Raw genomic sequence first — 24,086 nt, forward strand, 5'->3', positions numbered from 1 at the left:
GGATTCGAACCCGTGTTGCCGCCGTGAAAGGGCAGTGTCCTAGGCCTCTAGACGAACGGGACAGAGGCAATGGACAGTCTCCTACCGCAAAACCCTGCCGGGCACAAGCACAATTACTGGATATGAAAACCAACCGGAATACGCCCGGTAACAACAGCCGTGCCGGGTGGCGTACAGTGCAGGTTTTTGACGGTTTGCAGAGCCTGATCGTCCAGATCATCATAGCCGGTGCTTTTCACCAGTCTGGCAGCAATAACCTGCCCTTTGGTGTTAATGCTGACCTCGGCCAGAGCCTCCCCCTCCTCATGCAGGTGGCGAGCTGACACGGGGTAATGCGCTTCCGGCGCGGAGCAGGAGAGCTGAAAACCCCCTTTCTGCCCGGCAGCAGCAGTGCTGGCAGGGGCAGCAGACTGCCCACCGGTAGCCGCACTGTCTGCTCTGCCCTGTGTCTGACCTGTTGCTGTTGTTGCCTCTGTGTGCGCGGCAGATGTTGCGCTCATATGGGGCTCCCTGTCATGACGTGAGGTTGGGAGCGCCAGCTTTTTAGGCACGGCAGATACTGGTGGCAGGTGTTCGGATTCCGGCTGCACGGACGGCAGAAGAACCGTAGCCTCCTCCTGTGCGAGAGACTGCACATCCATGTCCGGCATATCCTGCATCACAGCCGCGGGTCTGGGGGGGGCCAGCGGCTCCGGCCGGGCCTGCCCGGCTTGGGGCGGAGCGGTTCTGGGCGCTTCAAACAGCATGGACACTGCCGCAGGCTGCTGCGTGCCGGTTTGGGGGGCAACGCGCATCATCAACCACACGGTCATAGCCAGATGGGCCGTTATGGCCAGTGCAAAAGCCGCCAGCCAGACAAGCCTGTTCTGGCGCGAGGCCCCAGAGGCAAGCCGGTGTTGCCGGACAACCCCGGCAAGATGCCGCTCAGGCACACACAGGGCTGTGGTCGCAGCCACCTGACCTGTGGGGTCCTGTCTGTCTGTATGCCATATGCTCACGGTACGCCTCCGCGCTGAACTATGGCATAGCCGTGTTTGATTTGACAGGCCGGTCCATAAAAGCGCAAACATGGCACAAGTTTGGCAAAATGCCTGTTTACATCTGAGTCTTGAAAAGTTACTGACCCGCCCCATGTCCCGTCGCAACCCCATTATTCGCGCGCTGCTTGTATGGCCGCTGGTCATGGTGACGCTGGCGGGCCTTGTGGGGCTGATGGCGCTCCAGTCCCTCTCCCTCCCTGACGAACTGCCCCGCGCAACACTCATCCGCCTGACGGGGGTGGATATTGCCCCACGCGCAATGCAGCCCGCCCCGCCGGTTCATTGCGCTCCCATGCAGGGGGCCATGCATCACATGCACTGCATGGCCATGGCGCAAAAAGGTCAGCAGCACCCCACCCACCATCATGATGAGGCAAGCTGCCCACTTTGCCCGTTGCTGGCATTTTTTGCTGCATTGCCCGCCGTCTTTTTGCTGCTACCCGCCCCTGTTCTGCGCTGGGTCCGCCGTGGCAGTGCGGCCTCTGCCCCACGTGCACCCCCAGTGTGCATACTGGGCCTTCCACCATCTCGCGGACCACCATCCTCCCTGCTTCAGGCTTTCTGACACTTCGCTCTCTGGCTCTGCGCGCGCGTGTATGCGCAAGCGTGCGTTTGTGAGCTGAGACCCTCTCAGTATGCTTTGAACAGGGTTTTTCTGTTTATGTCCTATCCTTTTTCTGCCCGTGGCCAGCGTAGCTGGCTATGGGCTGCGGCTGTGTGCGCACTCCCCTGCGCCGCACCCTCTGCACTTGGTGCAACCGTTGTTACTCTTCCACGCGTGGACATTTCCACCGCGCAGGAAGATGCCTCCCTTGCGGATAGTCTTTTAAGCGCCTCCACGGTTGATAAAGCCTCGGCCCGCATGTCCCGCCTTTCCAGCCCGGATGCGGCCTCGCTCTTTAGGAACCAGCCGGGGTTCAGCAGTTATGGCGGGGGGCGGCTGGCCAACCTGCCCGTGCTCAACGGCATGGCGGATGACCGTGTGGCAACCGTTGTGGATGGTGTGCGCATCAACCCCGCCTGCCCCAACCATATGAACCCGGCCCTCTCCTACATCGACCCGGACAGCGTGGAGAGCGCAACCTCCGTTGCGGGTCTGACATCCGTCAGCAACGGGGGGGACAGCCTTGGCGGCACCATAGATGTGGAGCGCGCTGACCCGCGCTTTGCCCGCCACGGAAAAATCCTTTTTACCGGGCGCGCACGCGGCACATACCGCAGCAATGGGGGCGGCTATTCTGCCGCAGGCAGCATGACCGTGGCTAACGACACGTTCAGCCTGCGCTACAATGCCTCCTACGACCAGTCGGGCGACTACAGCGGCGGGGGCGGCATAGGTCAGGTCGGCTCAACCGAATACCTGCGTTACACCCATGACGTTACTCTGGGCGTGCATAAAAAGAACCACCTCCTCACGCTGACCTTTGGCCAGCAGGATGCCCCGCGTGAGGGATTCGCCAACCAGTATATGGATATGACCAACAACCGCTCCACCTATGTGAACGGCAAATACGTGGGCGACTTTGACTGGGGTACGCTCGAAGCCCGTGGTCATTGGCAGCGCGTCATCCACGCCATGAACATGCTGGATGACAAGGGTGGCCACACCGCCACCAAAGGCATGCCCATGAATGATGACCAGCGCTCGGTAGGGTATTCCGTCAAAGCCACCATTCCCCTTGGCCACCAACACACGCTGCGCCTTGGCAGCTCCTTCGACCATGAAGGGTTAAAGGACTGGTGGCCCCCGCTTAAAGGCAGCTCGATGATGGGACCGGGCACCTTTAACAACATCAACAACGGACACCGTGACAGGCTTGGTCATTTTGCGGAATGGGAAGCCCAGTGGACGCCCCGCGTTTCCACCCTGCTGGGCCTGCGCAATGATCTGGTGATGATGAATACGGGCAACGTGTCGCCTTATTCATCCATGGGCATGATGGGCATGAGCAATGCCGATGCTACTGCCGCCAAGGACTTTAACGCCCGCAGCCATGGGCGCACCGACGTGAACTTTGATGTCACTGCCCTGACACGATGGAAAGCAACAGATAGCCTGACCATAGAGGCAGGCTATGCCCGCAAATCCCGCGCCCCCAATCTGTACGAACGCTACGCATGGGGCAAGGGCGCCATGGCGTCCACGATGATCGGCTGGTTTGGTGATGGCAACGGCTACGTTGGCAACCCGGACCTGAAATCCGAAGTCGGGAACACCGCCAGCGTCACGTTTGACTGGCATGACCCCTCTCTCGCACAGAGATGGGGGCTGAAGGTGCAGCCCTACTACACCTATGTGCATAATTATATTAATGTGAACCTTAATCCCAAACCTATGGGCATGAACGTCAACCAGAACCAGTATACGTTCGCAAACCACAACGCCCAGATGTATGGCATCAACTCCTCTGCCCATTATACGGTGTGGAACACCAGCCGTTATGGCAAAGGCGAGGTCACAGGTGTGCTCAACTGGGTGCGCGGACAAGATAAGGTAACCCACACGGGCCTGTACCAGCAGATGCCGCTGAACGGCACACTCGGCCTGAACGAAACCGTAGGCCCATGGACTGGCCGGGTCGAGATGAACTTTGTCAAAGCCAAAAGCACCGTGGACTCACTGCGGAACGAACCGCACACCCCCGGCTACGCGCTGCTCAACATGAACGGCAGCTACAACTGGAAGATGATGACCCTGACAGCAGGGATCGATAACGTGTTCAACCAGCCCTATTACATGCCCCTTGGTGGTATTCTGACATCGGACATAAAAACCGGCCGCATGCCCATGCCCGGTATGGGGCGGTCGTTTAACGTCAGCCTTGCTGCCACGTTCTGAATTTTTGGGGAATTGATACAAAAAGACCGTGCGCCACAACAGCGCACGGTCTTTTTTAAACACCCCGCAAATAGCGGTGTATTTTAGTACTCGGCAGGCCTTTGCAGGCTGGATACCAGCTTGATGATCGTGTGCGCCCGCAACGCCGCAGGACCACCCTCCGTGCCGTAGCCGGAATCCTTGACCCCACCAAACGGCACTTCTGGCACCCCAATACCGTGGTGGTTAATGGCGACCATACCCGCTTCAAGCTTTTCGCCCAGCAGGCGCTGGGTGCGCTCGCAACGCGTGTAAACATATGCTGCCAGACCATATGGCAGGCGATTAGCCTCCGCGAGCGCATCCGCCAGATGGGAAAACTCGTCCATAATGGCGATCGGGCCAAACGGCTCTTCCTGCATCACCCGCATATCCAGCGTGGGTTTGAGCACCAGCGTGGGCGGGAAGAAAAAGCCTTTGTTGGGCAGAGCCGTATCGGGCTGCCATACCTGCGCACCCTTGGCGCGGGCATCGGCCACCAGTTCGGTCAGGGCCTTGACACGACGTTCATTGATGAGCGGGCCCATAGTCACCCCCTCATCCAGACCACAGCCGATTTTGAGCGCGCTCATCTGGGCCTTGAACTTTTCAATAAACGCTGCGGCAATATCCTTGTGCAGCAAAAAGCGTGTGGGGGCTATGCACACCTGACCCGCATTGCGGAACTTGGCTGCGGCCACGCGCTCGGCTGCCTGGTCCAGATCCGCATCGCGGCACACGATAACCGGACCATGACCACCCAGTTCCATGGTGACCGGCTTCATCTGCCCACCGGCCAGCGCGGCCAGGTGCTTACCCACAGGGGTTGAGCCGGTAAAGGAAATCTTGCGCACCACGGGGTGGGCAATCAGATACTCCGAAATTTCGGCAGGTGTGCCATACACAAGGGACACAGCCCCTGCGGGAATACCCGCATCACAGAAACAACGGATCAGCTCGGCGGGGGATGCCGGTGTATCTTCCGGCGCCTTGACAATAACGCCACACCCGGCCCCAAGCGCTGCCCCAAGCTTGCGGGCAATCTGGTTGATGGGGAAGTTCCACGGCGTAAAGGCAGCCACCACGCCAATGGGCCGGTGCAGCACGCGCTGCTCAACATTGGGCACACGGGGGGGCACCAGTTCGTCGTTCAGGCGGCGGCCTTCTTCACCAAAATATTCAATAACGCCTGCGGCTGCGTTAATTTCGATCACGGCCTGCGCAAGGGGCTTGCCCTGCTCACGGCTCATGATCCGGCCGATGGATTCTGCCCGCTCACGCAGCAGTTCCGCCGCCTTGCGCATGATTGCGTAACGGTCCCATGCGCTCAGGTTGCGCCATGTTTCATACCCTTGTGCTGCTCCGGCCACTGTTTTGTCCAGATCAGCAACGGAGGCATGGGCAACCTTGCCTATGGTCTCACCACTCGCGGGGTCGAGTATGGGGAGCGTGCGACCATCCGCCGCGTCCTGCCATTGTCCCGCGATCAGAAGCTGGGTGTTGATAGGTGTTTCCGACATATGCATCTCTCAACCAAAATAAACGGGTCTGCTGGCAACACAGGTCTGCCCACACAAGTATCCGCCACTCACCATCTTCCGACTGACTGCGCAAGAGGCTGGCCACATTTTACCACCTGCAAGAGCACTGTAGGCAACCCAAAGCACAGGTATGCTGTGCAAAGCATACGCCCCCGGGCAAAAGGGGTTCCCCCAACCCTGTTATACGCGCAGCACAACCCACCCGCTGGCGGGGCTTGTCATGACTGGTCTGGCATGCCTGTGTTCTTGAGCACCAGCGGCAACCCTGCGGCCACAAACACGACCTTGCCCATACAGGCTGCCAGACGTTGGTGCAGCAACCCTGCCTCATCCCTGAAGCGCCGCCCCAGCGGGCTTTGTGGCACAATACCCAGCCCGACCTCATTCCCCACCATAACGGTTGGGGCTTTACGCACATTCAGGCTGGCAAGCAGGGCCTGAACCGGCCCCTCCACATCACGCTCGGCCAGCAAAAGGTTGGTCAGCCACAAGGTCAGGCAGTCCAGCAGCACAGGAGTGGTGGCATACTGGCGGAGCACGGCTGCCACATCCAGCGGTTCCTCCACCGTTTGCCAGCCCGACTGACTGCGCTGCTGTTTGTGCCGGGCAATGCGCTCGTGCATTTCCGTATCGAACGCGCGCCCCGTGGCCAGATAGATCCATGGTCCGGGCAAGGCGGTTATTGCGCTCTCGGCAAAGCGGCTTTTGCCCGACCTTGCCCCGCCCAGCACAAGCAGGCTACCTGCCGCACCACCTGCCCCCGCACAAAGGGTTATGCCACTCATACGCCCGTCCAGCCCTGTTTCCATTTGCCTGAACCTCCATAACAGCACACAATTGCCGCCATGCCTTCTTCCTTATCACCACGCCCCAGCGCTCCCCTGTCCCTGCACGCACTGCGCGCGCTGTGCATGGACCTGCCCCCCGCCAACACGCAGGTGCAGCACGCCATTGCCCAAAGAGAGGCCACACTGACCAAACCTCCGGGCAGTCTTGGACAACTGGAGGAGATGACACGCTGGCTAGGCGGATGGCAACACAGCGCCACCCCACGGCTGGAGCATGTTCATGTGCTTATTTTTGCGGGTAATCATGGTGTTATGGCGCACCATGTCTCCCCCTGGCCGGTGGAAGTTACGGCGCAGATGGTGCAGAACTTCCAGCATGGTGGCGCTGCCATCAACCAGATTGCGCGCGTAGCACAGGCCAGACTGGCTGTAGTGGCGGTGTATGAGCTTGCCCCCACAACAGATTTTACCCTTGCCCCGGCCATGACAGAAGCGGAGTTCCTGTCCGCCATACAAGTTGGGTTTAACGCAGTGCCCCCAGACTGCGACCTGCTGTGTCTGGGCGAAATGGGCATTGGCAACACCACGGCCGCATCAGCCCTGTGCGCAGCCCTGACCCACCAGAGCGGCACAGACTGGGCAGGACAGGGCACCGGGCTGGACGCAGCAGGCACTGCGCACAAAGCAATGGTCATTGATACCGCACTGGCCCACCATGCGGCCCATCTGGACGACCCGCTGGACGTCGCACGGCGGCTGGGTGGGTATGAACTGGCAGCAACACTCGGCGCCACCCTTGCAGCACGGCTGATGCATATTCCTGTCATACTGGATGGTTTTGTCTGCACCGCAGCCGTGGCCCCTCTGGCACACCTGCACCCCAATGCGCTGGACCACACAGTGCTCTCCCACTGCCCAACCCCCACTGGTCAAACCGCCCGTCTGGCACAACACCTGCGGATGACACCAATTTTAAGCGGTCTTGGCCTGCGTCTGGGAGAGGCCTCTGGCGCCGCACTCACCATTCCTCTTTTGCGCGCAGCAGTTGCCTGCCACACCGGCATGGCAACCTTTGCGCAGGCTGCTGTCTCTGAAAAAGCATGATGCCCGCACCACCCCCACCCAAGACTCTGGCAAGCCGGTGCAGGCTGGACCTTGCCTGTGGCCTTGCCCTGCTGACCCGCCTGCCTGCCGCATGGTTAGCCCCCCTTGCCTTCAGAACAGGTGCTGCACCATGGCCAATGGCGCGCTCCATCTGGTGCTGGCCCCTGGTTGCCGCAGGAGTTGGGGCAGGCAGCGGCTGCATACTGGCCTTGTTGCGCACGGCGCATGTGCCCGCTCTTGCTGCCGCCGGTCTGGCCCTTGCCTGCCAGACCGCACTGACTGGCGCCTTACACGAGGACGGTCTGGCAGACATGGCCGACAGCTTTGGCGCTGCCACACCAGAGCGTAAACTGGCCATCATGCGTGACAGCCACGTGGGCAGTTATGGAGTTATCGCACTGAGCCTGAGCCTGCTGGTCCGCGCTGCGGCTCTGGCGGCATTGCCTGTGCATTCCGCCATTATGGCCTGCGCCATAACCGCCTGCCTTGCCAGAATGGCCATGCTCCTGCTGCCAGCATCCATTCCACCCGCCCGCCCGGACGGACTGGCCCGCATGCTGTACCCCATCCCTCGCGGCTCTTTGGGGGGAGCAGTAATTTGTGCATTGGCGGTCGTACTGGGCCTGCCTTTTGCAGGGCATACCGGGGCGCTACCCCTGTGGCCCTATTTTGCATACACCGTAGCCCCCATAGGCATAGGCTGCGCCACGGCATGGCTGGTGGCATTATGGGCAAAACGTATTCTGGGCGGTTTTACGGGGGATGTGCTAGGCGGCTGCGCAGTGCTGGTAGAATGCCTGCTGCTCAGCTTTTATGCCGCTCTGGCCTGACTGCAAGCGGCAGGCACCACATGGAGGTGTACCGCGCGCCACACCCTTACAGACGGGGCGCGCGGTGCTGCCTGCTCAGGCCTTGGGGGCCTCTTCTTCTTCGTCTTCTTCGTCCCAGTCTTCGTCATCTGCTTCAAAGACCAGTTCAACGGTAATAGTTGCGTCATCACCGTCCTGCAGGGCTTTGGCGTCGGCTTCCGCCTCCTCTACTTTTTCGTAGAGTTTGCCTTCATTGGGGTCTTCCTGCCACTCGTTCCGCGGCTCCCAGAACGACAGTTCGCCCTCCGCGTCTTCACGCTGGATGAGGTAGCCTACGACAACTTCGTCTTGGTCTTGCATGGCGTTATCCTTTTCTGCCTGTTTCCTTCTATGAAGCATGCCGCAAAAAAGGGAAGAGGAAAGCGTGACAAACAGTTTGATGAAAATATGACAAGACGGATAATTCTGGCCCAAGCGCCCTAATCCACACGTTCACCCTCACCCCAACACCCTATGCCGCGCTATGGCCTGCCTGCCATGCTGCCAGTGCGCACGCCAGTCGGGTCCATTCTGCCTCGTCTGCTGGCAGACCAATGCGCAGGCAATGTGGCTGCTCTGCAAACCGACGGGTGACAATACCGTGCTGGCATAAATGCACCCACAAAGCATAAGCCTGCGCCACATCCACCAGAGTAAACAGGGTTGACTGGCCCCGGCACGCAAGCCCCGCCTTGTGCAGCATGCCAACCAGCCGGTCATGGGCCATGCGGGCCTTGTGCGCTGCCTGCTCCAGCCACTGCGTATCCACCAGTGCCTGCTGCCCTGCGGCCAATGCCAGCGCACCGACCGGCCATGCCCCCAGCAGGTCCCGCGCGCGCTGTGCAAGGGGCGCGCAAGCCAGCAGAAAGCCCAGACGCACACCGGGGAGCCCATAGGTCTTGCCAAATGAACGCAGCACCACAAGTGCTGGATGTGGCAGCAGGGGAGCCATGCTCTGGCTCTCAAAATCCCCAAATGCCTCGTCCACCACAAGCCAGCTTTGTGCCCGCGCACATTGGTCCGCCAGAGCGAGCAGAGTTTGCCGCTCCAGCAGCCGCCCGTCAGGATTATTCGGGTTGCAGACAACACACGCCACACCCCCCTGCTGCGCGGCAAGGCTCAGTTGGTGCACATGTGTAGCCCCCTCGCACGGCACAGCGTTATGCTCCCACGCAAGCCGGTGGCCGGAATAGGTCGGCCCCAGAACACAGGCTTTTTGCACTTTCAGCAGGCGTGGCAACAACGCAATAAGGCTCTGGCTCCCAGCCCCGCTGACCACCATATCGGGTGCGGCAACACCATAAGCACTGGCCGCTGCCTGCTGGAGAGCCTGCTCCTCCCCCTCCTCGGGCAGATGGTGCAGAGCCCCGCGCTCCGGCAGAACCAGCGGATAGGCAAAGGGGCTGATTCCAGTCGACAGGTCAACAAATGGCTGCTCTGCTCCAGCAAAATACTGCATGACGGCTTTGACCTGCCCACCATGGCTAAACAGCGGCACCTGCTCCCCACTGGCGGACAAAGCATTAGGTGGCACACCCTGCGGCATGGTAGCGTCCATGACCTTTTGTGTCTGCTTAGTGTTCATACCCACCTCCCATGCTGCTTTTTCCCCTCTCCATCACCCTGCCGGTTGCTGCCCTTGCCGCTGGCATGGAGGCCCTGTGGGGCTACCCACCCCGCCTGCTGGGCCTGATCGGCCACCCCGTTATGTGGGTTGGCGCACTGATAGACAGGCTGGAGCGCGCACTGAACAAGGCAGACACTCCAGAACAGATGCGCCGTATGCTGGGCTTTGTAGCGCTGGCCCTGATTATTGCCATACCCGTTGCCCTGACAGCCGCCCTGCTGGGGGTGGGTTATACTCTTTTGCCAGCGCCTGTCATGCTGCTTGTGCAGGCTGCTCTGGCCAGCACACTTGTTGCGCAACGCTCCTTGTGGGTCCATGTGCGCGCTGTGGGCACGGCCCTGCGCCAGAATGGCCTGCCCGGTGGCCGAAAAGCCGTTAGCATGATTGTCGGGCGGGACACATCAGCACTGGATGAAGCGGGTATTGTGCGTGCAGCGCTGGAAAGTCTGGCTGAGAACTTTTCCGACGGTATTGTCGCCCCGCTCCTGTGGACCGCACTCTTTGGGCTGCCGGGGGCTGTTTTTTACAAATCCGTCAACACAGCAGACAGCATGATCGGGCATATGAGCCCCCGTTATAAGGCTTTTGGCATGGCAGCCGCCCGACTGGATGATCTGATAAACCTGCCAGCCTCCCGCCTTGCCGCCCTGTGCCTTATGCTGGCAGCCCCACGGCAGAAGTGGCCCCACATCTGGCAGACCGTCAGACGGGATGCACCACGCCACCGCTCCCCCAATGCGGGCTGGCCCGAAGCCGCCATGGCCGCAGCCCTGAACACCCTGCTGGCAGGCCCACGCTCCTACGGTGGACACATGACCAAAGACCCATGGATTGGCAGCGGTACCTCGGGGGCAAGAACCGCCGATCTGGACCGTGGGTTACACCTGTACCGGCGGGCCTGCGGCGTGCTGATTGCCGGCTTGCTGTGCACCGCACTTGGCTGCATGATAGCACAATGAACGCACCCTCCTTCTCCCCCGTTTTTCTGGCCGAGCTTGAACAGCTTTTTACGTGGCGAAGGGATGTGCGCCATTTTCGGACAGACCCGTTGCCTGACCACACCTTGCAGCATCTGCTGGAAACCGCCTGCATGGCACCCTCCGTGGGGCTGAGTGAGCCATGGCGCTTTGTAAAAGTGGACAGCCCAACCCGCCGCCATGCAATCCGCGAGAACTTTGCCTTAAGCAATGCACGCGAGTTGGCCGGGCGCGGTGGTGATGACGCCCAGCGATACGCCACACTCAAACTGGCAGGGCTGGATGAAGCCCCCCACCATATTGCCGTGTTCTGCGAAACCAACCCCCAGCAGGGGCGTGGTCTGGGCCGGGGCACCATGCCCCAGACCACCACATGGTCCGCCGTTATGGCCATTCACACCTTCTGGCTGGCAGCCACCGCACGGGGGATCGGCGTGGGCTGGGTGTCCATTCTGGACCCCAGAGAAGCCAACAGAGTGCTGGGCATCAACCCCGAGTGGCAGTTTTTAGCCTATCTGTGCGTCGGCTACCCGCAAGAGCCTGCCAGTTCACCCGAGTTGGAGCGCCGCGGCTGGGAGCACCGCAACCCCGCGCGCCGCAAATGGATAGCCCGTTAACCCCAACACCATGCTGGCTGCCGCACGGCGGAGCTTAATCAACGTAAACAGGCGGGCGGGCCAGCGCGAGCAGACTGTCCACGTCCATATACTGCTCCAGGTGGTCAGCCAGACGGTCCAATGCTGCATCCACCGTGCTGTCATGGTTGTCGGGCAGGCCCTCACCCGCACGCGCCCACACGCCATCCGGTGCAAATGCCGCCCCGCCAGCACGCGCCAGCAAGGCCAGACGTGCAGCACGGTGTGTGAAAATACCGTGCAGATATGTCCCCCAGATCAGTCCGTTACCCGCCACGCACCCTTCCGCATGCCCGTTAAGCTGTAAAAATGGTGTGGCGTCCAAAGCCCGGTCTGTCTGGCCCATATGCATTTCGTACCCGACGACAGGCTGCCCCTCCTGGGCCAGAAAACCTGTTCCGTATTCAAGTTTTTTTTGTCCCCCCAGCACAGTATGAACGGGCAATAACCCCAAGCCCTGCGCGGTGCTGGCAGTTCCCTCCGTGCCAGATGGGTCAGCAACGCTGTGGCCCAGCATCTGGTAGCCACCGCAAATACCCATAACAGCCCGACCACTTTGCGCATGCTCCACAATCTGCCCAGCCCAACCACGCCTGCGCAAACAGGCCAGATCAGCCAGAGTTGCCTTGGAGCCGGGGAGCAGAATCACGTCACCTTCTGGCAGAGGTTCCCCTTCCAGAGCAGGCACAACCTCCACCCCCGGCTCCGCACAAAGCGGGTCCAGATCATCAAAATTGGCAATCATGGGTAAAATGGGCACAACAATGCGCAAACGCGGCGTACCGCCATGCCCCCTCTTATGCCGAACCCGCAGAGTGCTCAGAAGGTCAGCGGCATCCTCTGCTGGCAGGTCATGCACATCGGGCAGATGGGGCACCAGCCCCAGAGCCTGCCACCCTGTTTTTTGGGCAACAAACTGCATGCCATCGGCAAACAGGGTGGGGTCACCACGCATACGGTTAACCACAAAACCTTTTATTTTTTCTGCATCTTCCGCCGATAAAACAACCTGTGTGCCAACAAGGCTTGCAATCACACCGCCCCGATCAATATCGCCTACAAGGACAACGGGAGCCTGTGTGGCATGGGCAAAACCCATATTGGCAATGTCATGCCGCCGCAGGTTCACTTCCGAGGCGGAGCCAGCACCTTCGACCAGAACAATATCGGCTCTGGAGACAAGGTTTTTAAAACTCTCCAGCACCTGCGGCATAAGGCGCTCTTTGCGCGTCTGGTAGGTTCTGGCCTCCACCGTATCAACCCGCTGGCCACGCACAACAAGCTGCGCCCCAGTCTCGCCCTGCGGTTTGAGCAGCACGGGGTTCATATCCGCCATGGGCGCCACACCACAGGCCCGCGCCTGCAGAGCCTGCGCCCGCCCGATTTCTCCACCATCCAGTGTGACAGCAGCATTGTTGGACATGTTCTGGGGTTTGAAGGGCAACACCCGCAGGCCGCGCCGTGTTAACGCACGGGCCAGACCCGCAACCAGCGTGGATTTTCCAACACTTGAGCCTGTGCCTTGCAACATAAGAACACGGGCACTCAAAACTCCACCCCCTCCTGCGCCTTGACCCCGGCCTTGAAGTGATGTTTGACCAGCGTCATTTCCGTCACCAGATCAGCCGCGTCCAGCAGGGGCTGGCGGGCGTTGCGGCCCGTGACCACCACATGCTGCCCCACAGGACGGGCGGCTATATCTGCCAGAACCCGCTCTATGTCCAGATACTCATACCGCAGGGCCACATTCAACTCATCGAGCACAACAAGGGCCACATCCTCCCTTGCCAGCGCCTGCACGGCCACAGCCCATGCGCGCTCGCAGGCTGCCACGTCCCGCGCGCGGTCCTGTGTTTCCCACGTAAATCCCTCGCCCATTGAGTGCCATTCGACCAGATCACCAAAGCGCTCCAGTGCGCGGCGCTCGCCTGTATGCCATGCCCCCTTGATAAACTGCACCACCACAACACGCCGCTCATACCCCAGCATGCGCAGTGCCAGACCAAAAGCTGCCGTGGACTTGCCCTTGCCCGGCCCGGTATTGACCAGCAACAGCCCTTTCCGGGTTGTTTTGCTGGCAACCTCGCGGTCCTGCACGGCTTTGCGCTTGCGCATTTTCTCCCTATGCCGTTCTGCGTCGTGCTCTGCCGTGTTGTGCTGCTGATCGCTCATACTGCCCCGTGTTCTCCACCAGTCTGTTTGGTCTGTACGTTCTGCTTAACCTGCCTGAGCACAGGGCAGAGCTGGCGTTACCGCCTGCTCGACCATAAACAGCCGTGCAAACCCCTGCGGAATGGAAGGGGCAAGCAGTTCAGGCTGTTCACCCGCTGCCAGCGCGCTGAGAATACGCAGCGGCCCCCCGTGCGAGAGCACACAGGCTGGCTCCCCCTTATGGTGCACCTCCTGCCAGAAGTCGGTTATACGGTGGCATAGTGCACGCCCGCTCTCCCCCTGTGGGGGGGCAAAGGCTGATGGGTCTTTGGCCCATTCATCCAGTTGCCTGCGCTCAATATCCTGCCAGCGCAGTCCTTCCCACTGGCCAAAATCCAGCTCGGACAGGCGCGGGTCCACGCGCAATTCCATCCCTGTGGCCTGTGCGAGCCGTTGCGCCATTTCCCGGCAACGCCGGGCGGGGGAGCTATACAGCACATGGCAGACAGCCCCTTTGGCCAGAACCGAAAGCCCGGATACAATTTTCTCCCACCCCGGACGCAGCGCCACATCCTGCCTGCCATAGCAGACACCATCGGGCAGCAGCACGGGCGCATGCCTTACCAGCAACACCGGAAAAGACTGCATGGCCTGTCTCCTCTTTAATTCTGTGTCCGTTGTTCAAATGTGCAAGACAGGTCAGACAAATCCGTTGTCTGTGTCTGCCAATCACATTGCCTGCAAGCCCGGCACACCACCACCCCCTTTTGGGTCACGGAGTAGGGATGGCTGCATCCACCCGCTCCGGTACTGTAGCCAGCACATGAAAAAAAGAACCAGACACAAACCCACGCTGCCCCCCGCAGGCCCCCAGTACTTCCCCCAGACCTGAGTTCAGGCTGGCGAGTGGTGCATCCCGCCCCGCGTCCAGCACGGTTGCATAATGGAACTCATGCCCGCGCAGGCGCGTCCCACGCGGCCCTAACACACCATCATCGAGCAAAGTGGCCTCTCGGTAACCAAGGTTCAGCTTCCGCCGTGCAAAGGACGTGGAGTGGTCCAGAAGTCCAGCCATGGTATGCCGCACGCCCTGAGCATCCTCCAGCCCCTGCCCGAGCACCATAAACCCCCCGCATTCACCATGGACCGGGCGGGTCTGGGCAAACCGGGCCAACCCGGAGCGGAATGTTGCTGCCTCCGCAAGCTGCCCGGCATGCAACTCGGGGTAACCACCGGGCAGCCAGCAGGCCGTGCAGGACGGGTCAGGCGCTTCGTCCGCTATGGGGGAGAACGGCACCAGCTCGGCCCCGGCCTGCCGCCAGAACAACGCCAGATGACCATAAAGGAACGAAAAAGCCGCATCATCCGCAACCGCAATGCGCTGGCCCGGCGGCGGGGGCAACCCGGCCAGCGCCCCCCCAGCACCCGGCTGGGCAAGCGGTGCGGCAGCAGACAAAATACCATCCAGATCAAGCTCCCGCTCCGCCTTGTCCGCAAGGTCTGCCAGCCAACCAGCCAGATTGCCGTGCTCACGGGCCTGCACAAGGCCCAGATGCCGCTCTGGCAGAACCTGCCCACCTTGCCGCATGAGCGCGCCATACACAGGCAGGCCCGCCTCCTGCACAGCCTCGCGCCCCAGACGCTCATGCCGCGCAGATGCCACCCGGTTGAGCACAACGCCACTCACCCGCACATCAGCCGACCAGCGCGCAAACCCCTGAGCAATAGGCCCCACAGATTGCCCCTGCCCCGACATATCCAGCACCAGCAGAACCGGAATGCCAAAAAACGCGGCAATATCGGACGGAGCACCCCGCTCCCCGTCAGGCAGGGACAGGCCATCAAACAGCCCCATGGCCGATTCCACGACCAGAAGATCCACATCCTCACATGCTGCGGCCATAACCCCGTGCAACAGCGGGTGAGGCATGCACCAGCTATCCAGATTAAGGCCCGGCCGCCCCGTAATGGCCGCATGAAAAGCCGGGTCTATATAATCCGGCCCGGTTTTGACCGCGCCAACCCGCAAACCCCGCCTGCCAAAGGCCGCCAGCAGGGCAAGGGTCAGTGTTGTTTTGCCCCCGCCAGAACGGGGGGCCGCAACCATAATGGCCCGTGTTGTCATGTCTTAGTCATCCCCATCGAGCACATGGGCAACACTGTTGCCACGCGGGTGCCACAGGCCGCGCCGCAGGGCCTCGGCAAAGCGCTGGCGCATGGCCTCCCGCGCGGCAGGGCTGGCATTGCGCAAAAACGCATCGCACGCTGCGTTGCCCAATGTTGCTGCGAACACAAGGTCAAACTGTCTGTCAAAACGCTGGGGCATGGTGGCTGCAAAACCATGCAGGGCATCCAGCCCGCGCGCCAGCTCGGCAGCACCTGCGTAGCCATGCCGCTGCATGCCCTCTATCCATTGCGGATTGGCAAGGCGGCCACGCACAATGCGGGCCACTTCGTCCGCTGTGGCCCGCAAGCGGGGGCTTTGCGGGCGCGAAGTATCGCCATGCAGGACCGATGGCGCTCCCCCCGCCATGTGGCTGGCTGCCGCAAGCCCGCCCTCGTGTGCGGCAATATCCGGGCTTTCCAGCAGATCGGTCTCGGCACTGTCCTGCACATGCAGCACGGTCTCGGCACGGCCCAGCAGGGTGGACAGGGCTGCCCCATCACGCGTGCCTTCACGCCCACCGCCATACATCCACGACGACCCCTCCAGCCAAGCGGCACCAAGATCTGCCTGAGTGGCCCATGTGCCGTGGAGCAGATGCTCCTCCACCCCTGTGCCATACGCCCCGGCAGCCGCACCAAAAATACGGGCACTCGCACGCTTGCGGGCAGCGCCCTCCAGCCCCCGGACCTGCGCTGCCAGCGGGTTCCACGCATCGGGCTCACGCCGCTCGGCCACGGCGCTGACAGCCTGATCAAACAGGGCAATCTGCTCGGCAAATGCATCCCGGAACAGGCCGGAAATACGGAGTGTCACATCCACCCTCGGGCGGTCGAGCACGGGCAGGGGAATAACCTCAAACCCGCATACATGCCCCGTACCAGCCGCACGCTGGACCTCCACCCCCATCAGACGCAGAGCCAGAGCCAGATCCTCCCCCCCCGTGCGCAGGCTGGCCGAGCCCCACATATCCATGACCAACCGGGTCAGGTGTTCACCATGCTCCTGCAAATGGCGGGTCAGCAGCACCTGCTCCATCCGGCCCGCCAGCACCACGGCGGAGGGTGTGGGCAAGGCCCGCGGGTCCACCGTAAATAGATTGCGCCCTGTTGGCAGCACATCAATCCGCCCACGTGTGGGCGCTCCCGCAGGCCCGGCGGCAACCGGTTGCCCGGCCAGAGCGGCAAGCAGGGCATCCATTTCCGCCTTGCCGCACAGGTTTACGCGCTGCGTTACATCGCTCACAAATGCCGGGTCCTGCCCCCGGCCACAGGCCTGCGCAATGGTCTGGACAAGTGCTGCCCCACGCGGAGCCGTTTTGCCAAAAATATGCAGCCCATCACGGATTTGCAGGTCCTTGACATCGCACAAATAGGCATCCAGCCGTGCCAGAGCCTCCGTCTCATCCAGGTTAGCGGCTCTGACGCCACTCTCGGCCAGCACACCCGTACGGGCGGCACGTTCAAGAATATCCGCCCGCAGCAGAGCCCCCCGGCGGGGGTCCAGCCCATCGGCCTCTGCATATTCATCAATCAGGCGTTCGAGTTCATGCATCTCACCCGACAGGCTGCTTTGCATGACCGGGGGCGTCATATGCCCGATGGTCACCGCCCCCAGACGCCTGCGGGCCGCCGCTGCCTCGCCCGGGTTATTGACGATGAAGGGATAAATGACCGGCAACGCCCCCGTCAGCACCGCAGGGGCGCAGGCGGGAGACAGAGCCGTAGCTTTACCCGGCAACCACTCCAATGTGCCATGCGTGCCCAGATGCACCAGCACATCCAGTTGCTGCCTGCAGCGCAGCCAGAGGTAAAACGCCACATAGGCATGGCATGGCGGCACGTCCGGGTCATGGTAGAGGGTTTTGCGGTTCTCGCTCCGGCCCCGGTCTGGCTGTATGGCAAGGGTAATGGCCCCCAGCGTGGCATAACGCAGATAAAACACCCCGTCCCTTACCGCCGCGTCCTGCTCCGGAGCACCCCATGCCCTTGTCACGGAGTCCATAAAATCCGCATCCAGCTCTGCGCACAGGGCCTTGTACGCCGCTATGGGCAAAACCGCCTGTGCAGGCTGGTTGAGCATAAGCCGGGCCATATCCTGCGCCGTTGGCACGGGCTGTTCCCCCACCCCATACCCCTGCGCGTGCATGTGCTGGACAATATTATGCAGGCTGGCAAACCCATCCAGCCCCACGGCATGGGCCACATGTGCCCCTGCCTGCTCAAGCCCCGCGCCCGGATAGTCGGAGAGCACAATGCCAACCCGCTTTTGTGCCGCAGGAATATGCCGCAACCGCGCCCACGCCATGGCACGGGCCGCAACCATGCAAATGCCCGGCTCATACGCAACACGCCGGGCTGGCAGCCCCGGTGCCGCCTCCTGACGGAAAGAAATAGGAAACGTAGCGATTGTGCCGTCCAGTTCCGGCAGCACAACCTGCATGGCAAGGTCGGAGCGGGCCAGCCCACGCGCACTCTCAGCCCACAACGCCTGCGTGCTCCCCGGCTGCAACAGTTGCAGGACAGGCGCCACGGCCCCATCCAGAGGGGAAAAACCATCCACCCCGCGCGCAGAAAAACAGGTGGCATTCAGGACCACATCAGGCCGTGTGCTGCGCAGGTGTTCCGCCACGCCCTGCGCCACCTCCGGGTCCTTGAGCGAGGTCACAAACAGCAGTTCCACCGCACAGCCCTGCCCGGCCAGCACCTCGGCCAGACGCTCCACCCCCGCCATGTCCGCTGCCTGAAGATGCGCACGGTAGAACACAATAACCGCAGAACAGGCGGCCCCTGCCCCGTTGCCCCCCTGCGTTGCAGGCACAGTGCGATAGACACCCCATGCGGCCAAGGGCCGGGGCTGTGCGCCGTCATCATCCCCTGTTCCGGCAAGGACCGCCATAAGCCGTAAGGCGGCCTGCATGTTCTGCGGCCCGCCTTGGGCAAAAAAACCGCCCAGACGCTGGCGCTGCTCCGCATGCACACCGTAAGACAGGTCTGCCAGACGGGTATCATCCTCCGTCAAAGGCTGTGCAGTGCTCCCCACACCCCCTGTGTGACCGGGCAGGAACACCACAGGCACCGACTGCTCACGCGCCCATAGCGCCAGCTCTTCCGCACCATAGCGCCAGTAGTCCACACCGCCCAGCAGACGCACCACCACGCATCTGGCTGCGGCCAGTGTGCTCTCCACATACAGGTCGATCGACATGGGGTGGCGCAGGCGGGCAAGGCTTGTCACCTGCACGGAGGGAAGACAGGCATGCCCCTGCGCGCGGAGTTGCTGCTCTGCATGGCGCAGGCCCAGCAGGTCGCTCTCCGTAAAAGACAGGACAACTATATCCGCTCCGGGCAGCCCCAGATCCTCGGCAGTGTCCTGCTCATCCAGTGTGCGGCTTTCGCGGACTAGAAGGTGCATGCCCCAGAGCCCCTTACGTGGCCAGATGGCCCGCAAGTGCGGTAGCGATTGCGCTGGCGTCCAGCCCTTTTTGACCAATGACCACAATGCGGCCCGTGCGCTCTTCCGCCGCACTCAGGGGGCGGTCAAACTCATGCCGGAAGCGGCTACCCACGCCCTGCACCGCCAGCCGCATGGGCTTGCCTGCCACGGCTGCAAAACCTTTCATACGCAGCACATCAAAGCTGCGCGCGGTATTCTGCAAAAGGGTCAGGAACTGGTCGAGCGTTGGCTGTTCAGGCACGACAACCACAAAGCTCTCAAAATCATCATGCTCATGTTCGCCATCCTCTGCATCATGGTGGGAGGGGCGGGCTGCAAGGTCACTCTCTGCCGCAGCACCAATGCCAAGCAGCACGGCGGGGTCCACCTTGCCTTCCGTCGCCCGCACAATCTGCACAGGACGGGGGGCATGGCTGCGAATATCCTGCTCCACTGCATCCAGTTGTGCAGCGTCCAGCAGGTCCGTCTTGTTCAGCACCACCAGATCGGCAGCATTGATCTGGTCTTCAAACACCTCTGCCAAAGGGTTGTCATGGTCGAGGGAGGGGTCTTCCGCCCTCTGGGCTTCCACGGCCTGCGGGTCATCAGCAAAGCGGCCTGCCGCTACGGCAGGTGCATCCACAACTGCCACCACGCCATCCACGGTCATGCGGTTGCGCACGGTGGGCCAGCCAAAAGCCTTGAGCAGCGGCTTGGGCAATGCAAGCCCCGATGTTTCGATCACCACATGTTCGGGCGGGTCAGCACGGTCCAGCAGAGCTTCCATCGTGGGTAAAAAATCATCTGCCACGGTGCAGCACAGGCACCCGTTGGTCAGCTCCACAATATCTTCATCCCGGCAGCCTTCCACCCCGCAACCACGCAGGATTTCGCCATCAATCCCGAGCGAGCCGAACTCGTTGACCACCACGGCAATGCGGTGCCCCTGTGCGCGGTTGAGCAGATGACGGAGCAGGGTTGTTTTACCCGCCCCCAGAAACCCGGTGATAATGGTGACGGGCACACGCGTTTTGGCAGCAGTCATGGTTCTTCCTGTTCAGTATAAAGGAGTGCAGGCACACGCCCGAGCACCATATGGGCCAAGGATGCGGGACGGCGGGATGGCATGACAGTGCCTTTGGCCGAAGCGGCATACAGGCGGGCATAGGCCAGAATATCTTCCGCCTTTTCGGCTCCCAGATGGCCAAGCAGCCATGTCCAGCGCTCGGGCATGGCTATGGCTGCCGTGCATCCCCGATCACATGCGGCAAGGCAGGCCACAGGACGCAGCGTGGCGGACGGCTCCTGCCCTGCCAGACGTTCCGCCTCCAGCAAGTCCTGCAAACGCTCCAGCAACTGCGCGCCCGGCGGGCAGTCCATGGCAGGGCCACCTTGCCGGCACGTCACACAGACATGCAGCACGGGGGGGCCTGCAGCAGCCGGATTACCGACCGAAGAAAGCGGGAGTGGTTGCGCGGTCATGCGTTTTTCCAGCAGGCCATGCGCCATTGAAAAAGCACGCTGGCCAGATATCGGGGGCAGTTACACCCAGCCCTCTGCCACGCATGCGGCAAAGAAAACGCACCCAGTCGTGCATCCGTGCCTGCCGGGCACCCCGCCAGCAGACAACGCCAGAACTCACCCACTCCACATAGGAATGGTTTACCAGACTTGCGATGGCAGGTCTCCTGGCTTGTACCCTGCCAGCCCCGGCCTGTGGCCCGTGCGCGGCACCGCTCCGTACCTTCCCGCCCCCGGTTGGGGAGGCAGTGGCTTACCCCCGAACTGCGTTCGGGCGGAACGTGATGGGTACTTACAGTTGCGGGGGCAGCGACGGCTTTGCACCGATCTTCCCTTTTCACCCCGGTCAAGGGGCACCATCAAGTCCGGGCATGATGCACACAAAACCGGGCCGGTTCAAGACATACGGCCACGCAGCCGCCCCGACCGGCATGCATAAGCCCCCGAACCCGGCACTGCGAAACATGGAACATGATTGACCCACAACACATGTTGCCTTATTTTGCCGCCAGATAGTTTTTATATCAACTATAATGACACTAACCTAATGGACCTGCATGACTGACCAGCGCACCATGCCCCAACTGGACGAGACCCACTTCCCCGGCATGGCGCTCACCTTCAGGGTCATGCGGCTGGCAACACTGTGGCGCACCGGGCTGGACCGGGCCCTGCGCCCGCATGGCATGACACTTGCCGTCATGCGGCCCATGGCCTACCTGCGGATGCTGCCCGAAGGCGCCACGCAGCGCGACCTTGCCCAGACCATGAACATAGACTGCTCGGCACTGGTCCGCATTCTGGACCTACTGGAAAAGCAGAAGCTGATAACCCGCAAACCCGATACCCATGACCGCCGTGCCAAACGCCTGTTCCTGACAGAGGCCGGGCAGGAGCAGTGCAGGCTCTTCCACCATATTGCCGCCGAACTTGAGCGTGACATCCGGCGCGCACTCCCCCCCGCCGAAGCCCGCACCCTCACACACTCCCTATCTACCCTGCTTGAAGCGCACCATGCCCTCACAATCTGATACGCCCAGCATGCCCACCACACTGGCACACTGGGTGAACAACCGCATTGCCCCGGCAGTTTTTGCGAATGATGCACGCTGGAATGGCCTGCTGGCGACGGCGGGCTATACCTTGCGTGTGTTTCTCTCAATCGGGATTGCTCTTTTTCTGGCGTTTGTTTTTCAGCTCCAGTCCCCCCTTAGCGCTGCAACAACGGTGCTGATCGTGGCCAACCCCACGGTGGGGGCCATGGTGTCCAAGAGTGTGTGGCGTCTTATTGGCACGCTGATTGGTGCGGGTATCAGCGTTGGGGTCATGGCCGTTTTTGTCCAATCCCCCGTGTTGTATTTTGCCACCCTGTCCGTCTTTGTGGGTCTTGCCTGCATGGTGGCCACATTCCTGCGGTTTTTCCGTGCCTATGCAGCTGTGCTGACCGGCTATACGATTGTTATTATTGCAGCCCCCTCCTTTGCAAACCCGGACGGCATCTTTTTGTCCGCCATGAGTCGCCTGTCGGTTGTCGCCACAGGTATTGTGGTGACGGCCTGCGTGTTTATGGTGACATCCCCGCGCAAGCCCAGCACAGTACTCTACAAGCTTGGGCAGGCGTTCAGGGAAACTGTGCTCCATGCAAGGACTTTTCATAAAGCGGAAAGCGAGCGTGTAACGCCGCAAACGCTGGAAAACACGGTTATCAGCACTCTGGAGCAACAGGAGCAGAAAACACAGGCCACCAACACGGCCTTTCGGGGGTTGGGCCAACCGATCTATGACAGCCGCAGCAAGCTTCTGGCCAACATGGCGGGTCTGACCCCGGCCATAGAATTTGCCGCAGCAGACGACCCGGACATGCAAAACCGCGTGCGTAACCTGCGTTTGTGCCTAAGCCGCCTGACCGGGCTGATTGTCAGCTATCATCCGTACTGGCTGACATTTTCCGCCGGGGAGGAGGAAACCAGAGCCGTGCATATTCTGGTGGCCCAAACACTGGGCCGCGTACTGGAATTAACCGAACAACCCGACTGGCTGACAAACGCCACCCCACTCTCCACCTGTTTACATGACGCGCTTAAAACACTTGAACAGCTTGCCCGCCAGACCACCAACACCACCACACTGGCAGCACTGGACAACACGCGTGACGCACTGGTGCAGATGGACCTGGCCCTGCATGACCTGACCAGCCTGCGCCCGGACCGCACCCAAGCCAACATCCAGCCTTACCTTGAATGGCCAACCGCGCTGCGCAACGGCGTGCGCGGGGGCTTTATTGCCCTGCTGGCGGGCATGTTGTGGTATGTATTGCACTGGAGTTCTGGCCCGCTGCTGATTATTTACACCGTTGCCGCATCCAGCCTTTTGTCCACCACGCCCTCCGCCGCCAAGGCCAGCCCCATGATGGCGGCTGGCACCATGCTGGCTATTCCCATGGGGTTTTTGTGCCATACGCTGGCGCTCCCCCGCATAGATGGCTACCCCCTGCTCTGGCTGAGTCTGTGCCTGTTCCTGCTACCGGGCGTGTGGTTGCAGTTCCACCCCCGCTACAGCATTGGCGCGTTTGGGTATGCGGTGTTTTTTACCATGATGCTCTCGGTAGATAACCCGATTGTTTATGATGACCTGAGCCTGACCAACAACTGGATGAGCATTCTGGTCGCCTGCGCCCTGCTGGCCGTAGTTTTTCGGGTTATTCTGCCTGCCGACCACAGGCTGGATGCAGCGCGGCTTGTCACATCCCTGACCCGCAGTATTCAAAAACTGGCACGCACCCCGTATGCCCGCACCGAACCATGGGTGGCGTGGGAAGGCATGCAACTCCAGAAAATTTCCCGCCTGATGATGCGCCTGTCCTTTATTCCCGCCAACATAGACCGCCAAGGCTATACGGATGCCGCGTTTGCATCACTCTCCCTTGGCAGGCTGATTGTCCGGCTCAAATGGAATGCGGCCCACGCAACGCTGGACCCGCAGACCCACGCAACACTGAAAAACGCCCTGAACGCCTTTGCACACCTGCGCCACAACCCGGAGCAAACGGCCCGCGCACTCCAGCAGGCAGCACTGGCCATACGGAGCATGCCCCAACAAGAGACAGGATTATCCCTGACACGCGACAGAACCCTGTCCTGTCTGGAGCAGGCGGCCAGTATTATTCTCTCGGTCCCCGGATTTTTCCATGATCATGGCCCTATTCACACCGCCGAGGACAGGCCGCAGGCCGCTGCTTCTGTTTCCGCCCACCCTGCGGCGTAGTCGGTCATTACTGGATAACAGCATGAAAAATGATAAAAATACTGTAAAAAACAAATTTTAGAGAGCATAAAACTTTACAGATTTATTTAATAAAATAGTTTTTACGGCATTAATATATTTTTTATGGGAACTCC

General features: G+C 61.2%; 20 protein-coding genes and 1 riboswitch. Of the genes, 8 read left to right on the forward strand and 12 right to left on the reverse strand.

Annotated features, from left to right (window positions below):
* Positions 1 to 113: 113 nt before the first annotated feature.
* Positions 114 to 998 carry an energy transducer TonB gene (locus tag HK26_RS09900; protein WP_180539487.1) on the reverse strand — a complete coding sequence of 295 codons (885 nt, stop codon included), beginning with the start codon at positions 996 to 998 and terminating at the stop codon, positions 114 to 116.
* Between the two features lie 133 nt (positions 999 to 1,131).
* Here HK26_RS09900 and HK26_RS09905 point away from each other — a divergent pair, with 133 nt between their 5' ends.
* Positions 1,132 to 1,605 carry a DUF2946 domain-containing protein gene (locus HK26_RS09905; protein WP_086639637.1) on the forward strand — a complete coding sequence of 158 codons (474 nt, stop codon included), beginning with the start codon at positions 1,132 to 1,134 and terminating at the stop codon, positions 1,603 to 1,605.
* A gap of 96 nt (positions 1,606 to 1,701) precedes the next feature.
* Entirely contained in the window at positions 1,702 to 3,879 is a 2,178-nt protein-coding gene (locus tag HK26_RS09910) for a TonB-dependent receptor (RefSeq protein ID WP_086639638.1), read from the forward strand.
* An 83-nt stretch (positions 3,880 to 3,962) separates the two neighbouring features.
* Here the strand turns inward: HK26_RS09910 and HK26_RS09915 are convergent, their stop codons facing one another.
* Both HK26_RS09915 and cobU read right to left on the reverse strand, forming a co-directional pair.
* Positions 3,963 to 5,417: an NAD-dependent succinate-semialdehyde dehydrogenase gene (locus HK26_RS09915; RefSeq protein WP_086639669.1), complete on the reverse strand. Its 1,455-nt coding sequence runs from the start codon at positions 5,415 to 5,417 to the stop codon at positions 3,963 to 3,965.
* A gap of 239 nt (positions 5,418 to 5,656) precedes the next feature.
* Entirely contained in the window at positions 5,657 to 6,223 is a 567-nt protein-coding gene (gene cobU / locus HK26_RS09920) for a bifunctional adenosylcobinamide kinase/adenosylcobinamide-phosphate guanylyltransferase (RefSeq protein ID WP_086639670.1), read from the reverse strand.
* Positions 6,224 to 6,283: 60 nt separating this feature from the next.
* Between cobU and cobT the strand changes: the two genes are divergently transcribed.
* Both cobT and cobS read left to right on the forward strand, forming a co-directional pair.
* Positions 6,284 to 7,330, forward strand: coding sequence for a nicotinate-nucleotide--dimethylbenzimidazole phosphoribosyltransferase (gene cobT, locus HK26_RS09925; protein WP_086639639.1), 1,047 nt, complete (start codon positions 6,284 to 6,286; stop codon positions 7,328 to 7,330).
* Positions 7,327 to 8,160, forward strand: coding sequence for an adenosylcobinamide-GDP ribazoletransferase (gene cobS, locus HK26_RS09930; protein WP_257640960.1), 834 nt, complete (start codon positions 7,327 to 7,329; stop codon positions 8,158 to 8,160). The genes cobT and cobS overlap by 4 nt, the downstream gene beginning before the upstream one ends.
* Positions 8,161 to 8,235: 75 nt before the next feature.
* On the opposite strand, the gene HK26_RS09935 is transcribed toward cobS, so the two are convergent.
* On the reverse strand, positions 8,236 to 8,499 hold the full coding sequence (locus HK26_RS09935) for a hypothetical protein (protein WP_086639640.1): 264 nt from the start codon (positions 8,497 to 8,499) through the stop codon (positions 8,236 to 8,238).
* Positions 8,500 to 8,650: 151 nt separating this feature from the next.
* On the reverse strand, positions 8,651 to 9,763 hold the full coding sequence (cobD, locus tag HK26_RS09940; RefSeq protein WP_180539490.1) for a threonine-phosphate decarboxylase CobD: 1,113 nt from the start codon (positions 9,761 to 9,763) through the stop codon (positions 8,651 to 8,653).
* Between the two features lie 11 nt (positions 9,764 to 9,774).
* Between cobD and cbiB the strand changes: the two genes are divergently transcribed.
* Both cbiB and bluB read left to right on the forward strand, forming a co-directional pair.
* Positions 9,775 to 10,764 carry an adenosylcobinamide-phosphate synthase CbiB gene (gene cbiB, locus HK26_RS09945; RefSeq protein WP_086639641.1) on the forward strand — a complete coding sequence of 330 codons (990 nt, stop codon included), beginning with the start codon at positions 9,775 to 9,777 and terminating at the stop codon, positions 10,762 to 10,764.
* A complete protein-coding gene (gene bluB / locus HK26_RS09950) occupies positions 10,761 to 11,399 on the forward strand; it encodes a 5,6-dimethylbenzimidazole synthase (protein WP_086639642.1) in 639 nt (212 codons plus the stop codon). The genes cbiB and bluB overlap by 4 nt, the downstream gene beginning before the upstream one ends.
* Positions 11,400 to 11,433: 34 nt before the next feature.
* Here the strand turns inward: bluB and HK26_RS09955 are convergent, their stop codons facing one another.
* From HK26_RS09955 to HK26_RS09985, 7 genes are all read right to left on the reverse strand, one after another.
* Positions 11,434 to 12,948: a cobyric acid synthase gene (locus HK26_RS09955; protein ID WP_086639643.1), complete on the reverse strand. Its 1,515-nt coding sequence runs from the start codon at positions 12,946 to 12,948 to the stop codon at positions 11,434 to 11,436.
* A gap of 14 nt (positions 12,949 to 12,962) precedes the next feature.
* Positions 12,963 to 13,589 (reverse strand): cob(I)yrinic acid a,c-diamide adenosyltransferase, encoded by a 627-nt coding sequence (gene cobO / locus HK26_RS09960; RefSeq protein WP_086639644.1) that lies wholly within the window; start codon positions 13,587 to 13,589, stop codon positions 12,963 to 12,965.
* Positions 13,590 to 13,634: 45 nt separating this feature from the next.
* On the reverse strand, positions 13,635 to 14,216 hold the full coding sequence (locus HK26_RS09965; RefSeq protein WP_086639645.1) for a histidine phosphatase family protein: 582 nt from the start codon (positions 14,214 to 14,216) through the stop codon (positions 13,635 to 13,637).
* A gap of 124 nt (positions 14,217 to 14,340) precedes the next feature.
* The gene (locus tag HK26_RS09970) at positions 14,341 to 15,693 is read right to left on the reverse strand and encodes a cobyrinic acid a,c-diamide synthase CobB (protein WP_086639646.1); all 1,353 of its coding nucleotides are present in this window, start codon (positions 15,691 to 15,693) and stop codon (positions 14,341 to 14,343) included.
* Positions 15,694 to 15,696: 3 nt separating this feature from the next.
* Positions 15,697 to 19,146 carry a cobaltochelatase subunit CobN gene (cobN, locus tag HK26_RS09975; RefSeq protein WP_086639647.1) on the reverse strand — a complete coding sequence of 1,150 codons (3,450 nt, stop codon included), beginning with the start codon at positions 19,144 to 19,146 and terminating at the stop codon, positions 15,697 to 15,699.
* 13 nt (positions 19,147 to 19,159) lie between these two features.
* Positions 19,160 to 20,212, reverse strand: coding sequence for a cobalamin biosynthesis protein CobW (gene cobW, locus HK26_RS09980; RefSeq protein ID WP_086639648.1), 1,053 nt, complete (start codon positions 20,210 to 20,212; stop codon positions 19,160 to 19,162).
* A complete protein-coding gene (locus HK26_RS09985) occupies positions 20,209 to 20,649 on the reverse strand; it encodes a DUF1636 family protein (protein ID WP_086639673.1) in 441 nt (146 codons plus the stop codon). The genes cobW and HK26_RS09985 overlap by 4 nt, the downstream gene beginning before the upstream one ends.
* 177 nt (positions 20,650 to 20,826) lie before the next feature.
* A riboswitch (cobalamin riboswitch) is annotated at positions 20,827 to 21,064 on the reverse strand.
* Positions 21,065 to 21,245: 181 nt separating this feature from the next.
* Here HK26_RS09985 and HK26_RS09990 point away from each other — a divergent pair.
* Together HK26_RS09990 and HK26_RS09995 are read left to right on the forward strand one after the other, a co-directional pair.
* A complete protein-coding gene (locus HK26_RS09990; protein ID WP_025826449.1) occupies positions 21,246 to 21,719 on the forward strand; it encodes a MarR family winged helix-turn-helix transcriptional regulator in 474 nt (157 codons plus the stop codon).
* Positions 21,720 to 21,729: 10 nt separating this feature from the next.
* Positions 21,730 to 23,952 (forward strand): FUSC family protein, encoded by a 2,223-nt coding sequence (locus tag HK26_RS09995; protein ID WP_086639674.1) that lies wholly within the window; start codon positions 21,730 to 21,732, stop codon positions 23,950 to 23,952.
* Positions 23,953 to 24,086: the final 134 nt, after the last annotated feature.

Source organism: Acetobacter okinawensis, from assembly GCF_002153655.1.
GTDB classification, from domain to species: Bacteria; Pseudomonadota; Alphaproteobacteria; order Acetobacterales; family Acetobacteraceae; genus Acetobacter; species Acetobacter okinawensis_A.

Bases quoted from the DNA above. Each gene is read 5' to 3' on its own strand.
- cobW (WP_086639648.1), bottom strand. From the start codon at position 20,212: ATGACTGCTGCCAAAACGCGTGTGCCCGTCACCATTATCACCGGGTTT.
- cobD (WP_180539490.1), bottom strand. From the start codon at position 9,763: ATGAACACTAAGCAGACACAAAAGGTCATGGACGCTACCATGCCGCAG.
- HK26_RS09995 (WP_086639674.1), top strand. From the start codon at position 21,730: ATGCCCACCACACTGGCACACTGGGTGAACAACCGCATTGCCCCGGCA.
- HK26_RS09910 (WP_086639638.1), top strand. From the start codon at position 1,702: ATGTCCTATCCTTTTTCTGCCCGTGGCCAGCGTAGCTGGCTATGGGCT.
- cbiB (WP_086639641.1), top strand. From the start codon at position 9,775: ATGCTGCTTTTTCCCCTCTCCATCACCCTGCCGGTTGCTGCCCTTGCC.
- cobN (WP_086639647.1), bottom strand. From the start codon at position 19,146: ATGCACCTTCTAGTCCGCGAAAGCCGCACACTGGATGAGCAGGACACT.
- HK26_RS09915 (WP_086639669.1), bottom strand. From the start codon at position 5,417: ATGTCGGAAACACCTATCAACACCCAGCTTCTGATCGCGGGACAATGG.
- HK26_RS09955 (WP_086639643.1), bottom strand. From the start codon at position 12,948: ATGTTGCAAGGCACAGGCTCAAGTGTTGGAAAATCCACGCTGGTTGCG.
- cobS (WP_257640960.1), top strand. From the start codon at position 7,327: ATGATGCCCGCACCACCCCCACCCAAGACTCTGGCAAGCCGGTGCAGG.
- HK26_RS09990 (WP_025826449.1), top strand. From the start codon at position 21,246: ATGACTGACCAGCGCACCATGCCCCAACTGGACGAGACCCACTTCCCC.
- cobT (WP_086639639.1), top strand. From the start codon at position 6,284: ATGCCTTCTTCCTTATCACCACGCCCCAGCGCTCCCCTGTCCCTGCAC.
- HK26_RS09935 (WP_086639640.1), bottom strand. From the start codon at position 8,499: ATGCAAGACCAAGACGAAGTTGTCGTAGGCTACCTCATCCAGCGTGAA.
- cobU (WP_086639670.1), bottom strand. From the start codon at position 6,223: ATGAGTGGCATAACCCTTTGTGCGGGGGCAGGTGGTGCGGCAGGTAGC.
- HK26_RS09905 (WP_086639637.1), top strand. From the start codon at position 1,132: ATGTCCCGTCGCAACCCCATTATTCGCGCGCTGCTTGTATGGCCGCTG.
- cobO (WP_086639644.1), bottom strand. From the start codon at position 13,589: ATGAGCGATCAGCAGCACAACACGGCAGAGCACGACGCAGAACGGCAT.
- HK26_RS09965 (WP_086639645.1), bottom strand. From the start codon at position 14,216: ATGCAGTCTTTTCCGGTGTTGCTGGTAAGGCATGCGCCCGTGCTGCTG.
- HK26_RS09970 (WP_086639646.1), bottom strand. From the start codon at position 15,693: ATGACAACACGGGCCATTATGGTTGCGGCCCCCCGTTCTGGCGGGGGC.
- bluB (WP_086639642.1), top strand. From the start codon at position 10,761: ATGAACGCACCCTCCTTCTCCCCCGTTTTTCTGGCCGAGCTTGAACAG.
- HK26_RS09985 (WP_086639673.1), bottom strand. From the start codon at position 20,649: ATGACCGCGCAACCACTCCCGCTTTCTTCGGTCGGTAATCCGGCTGCT.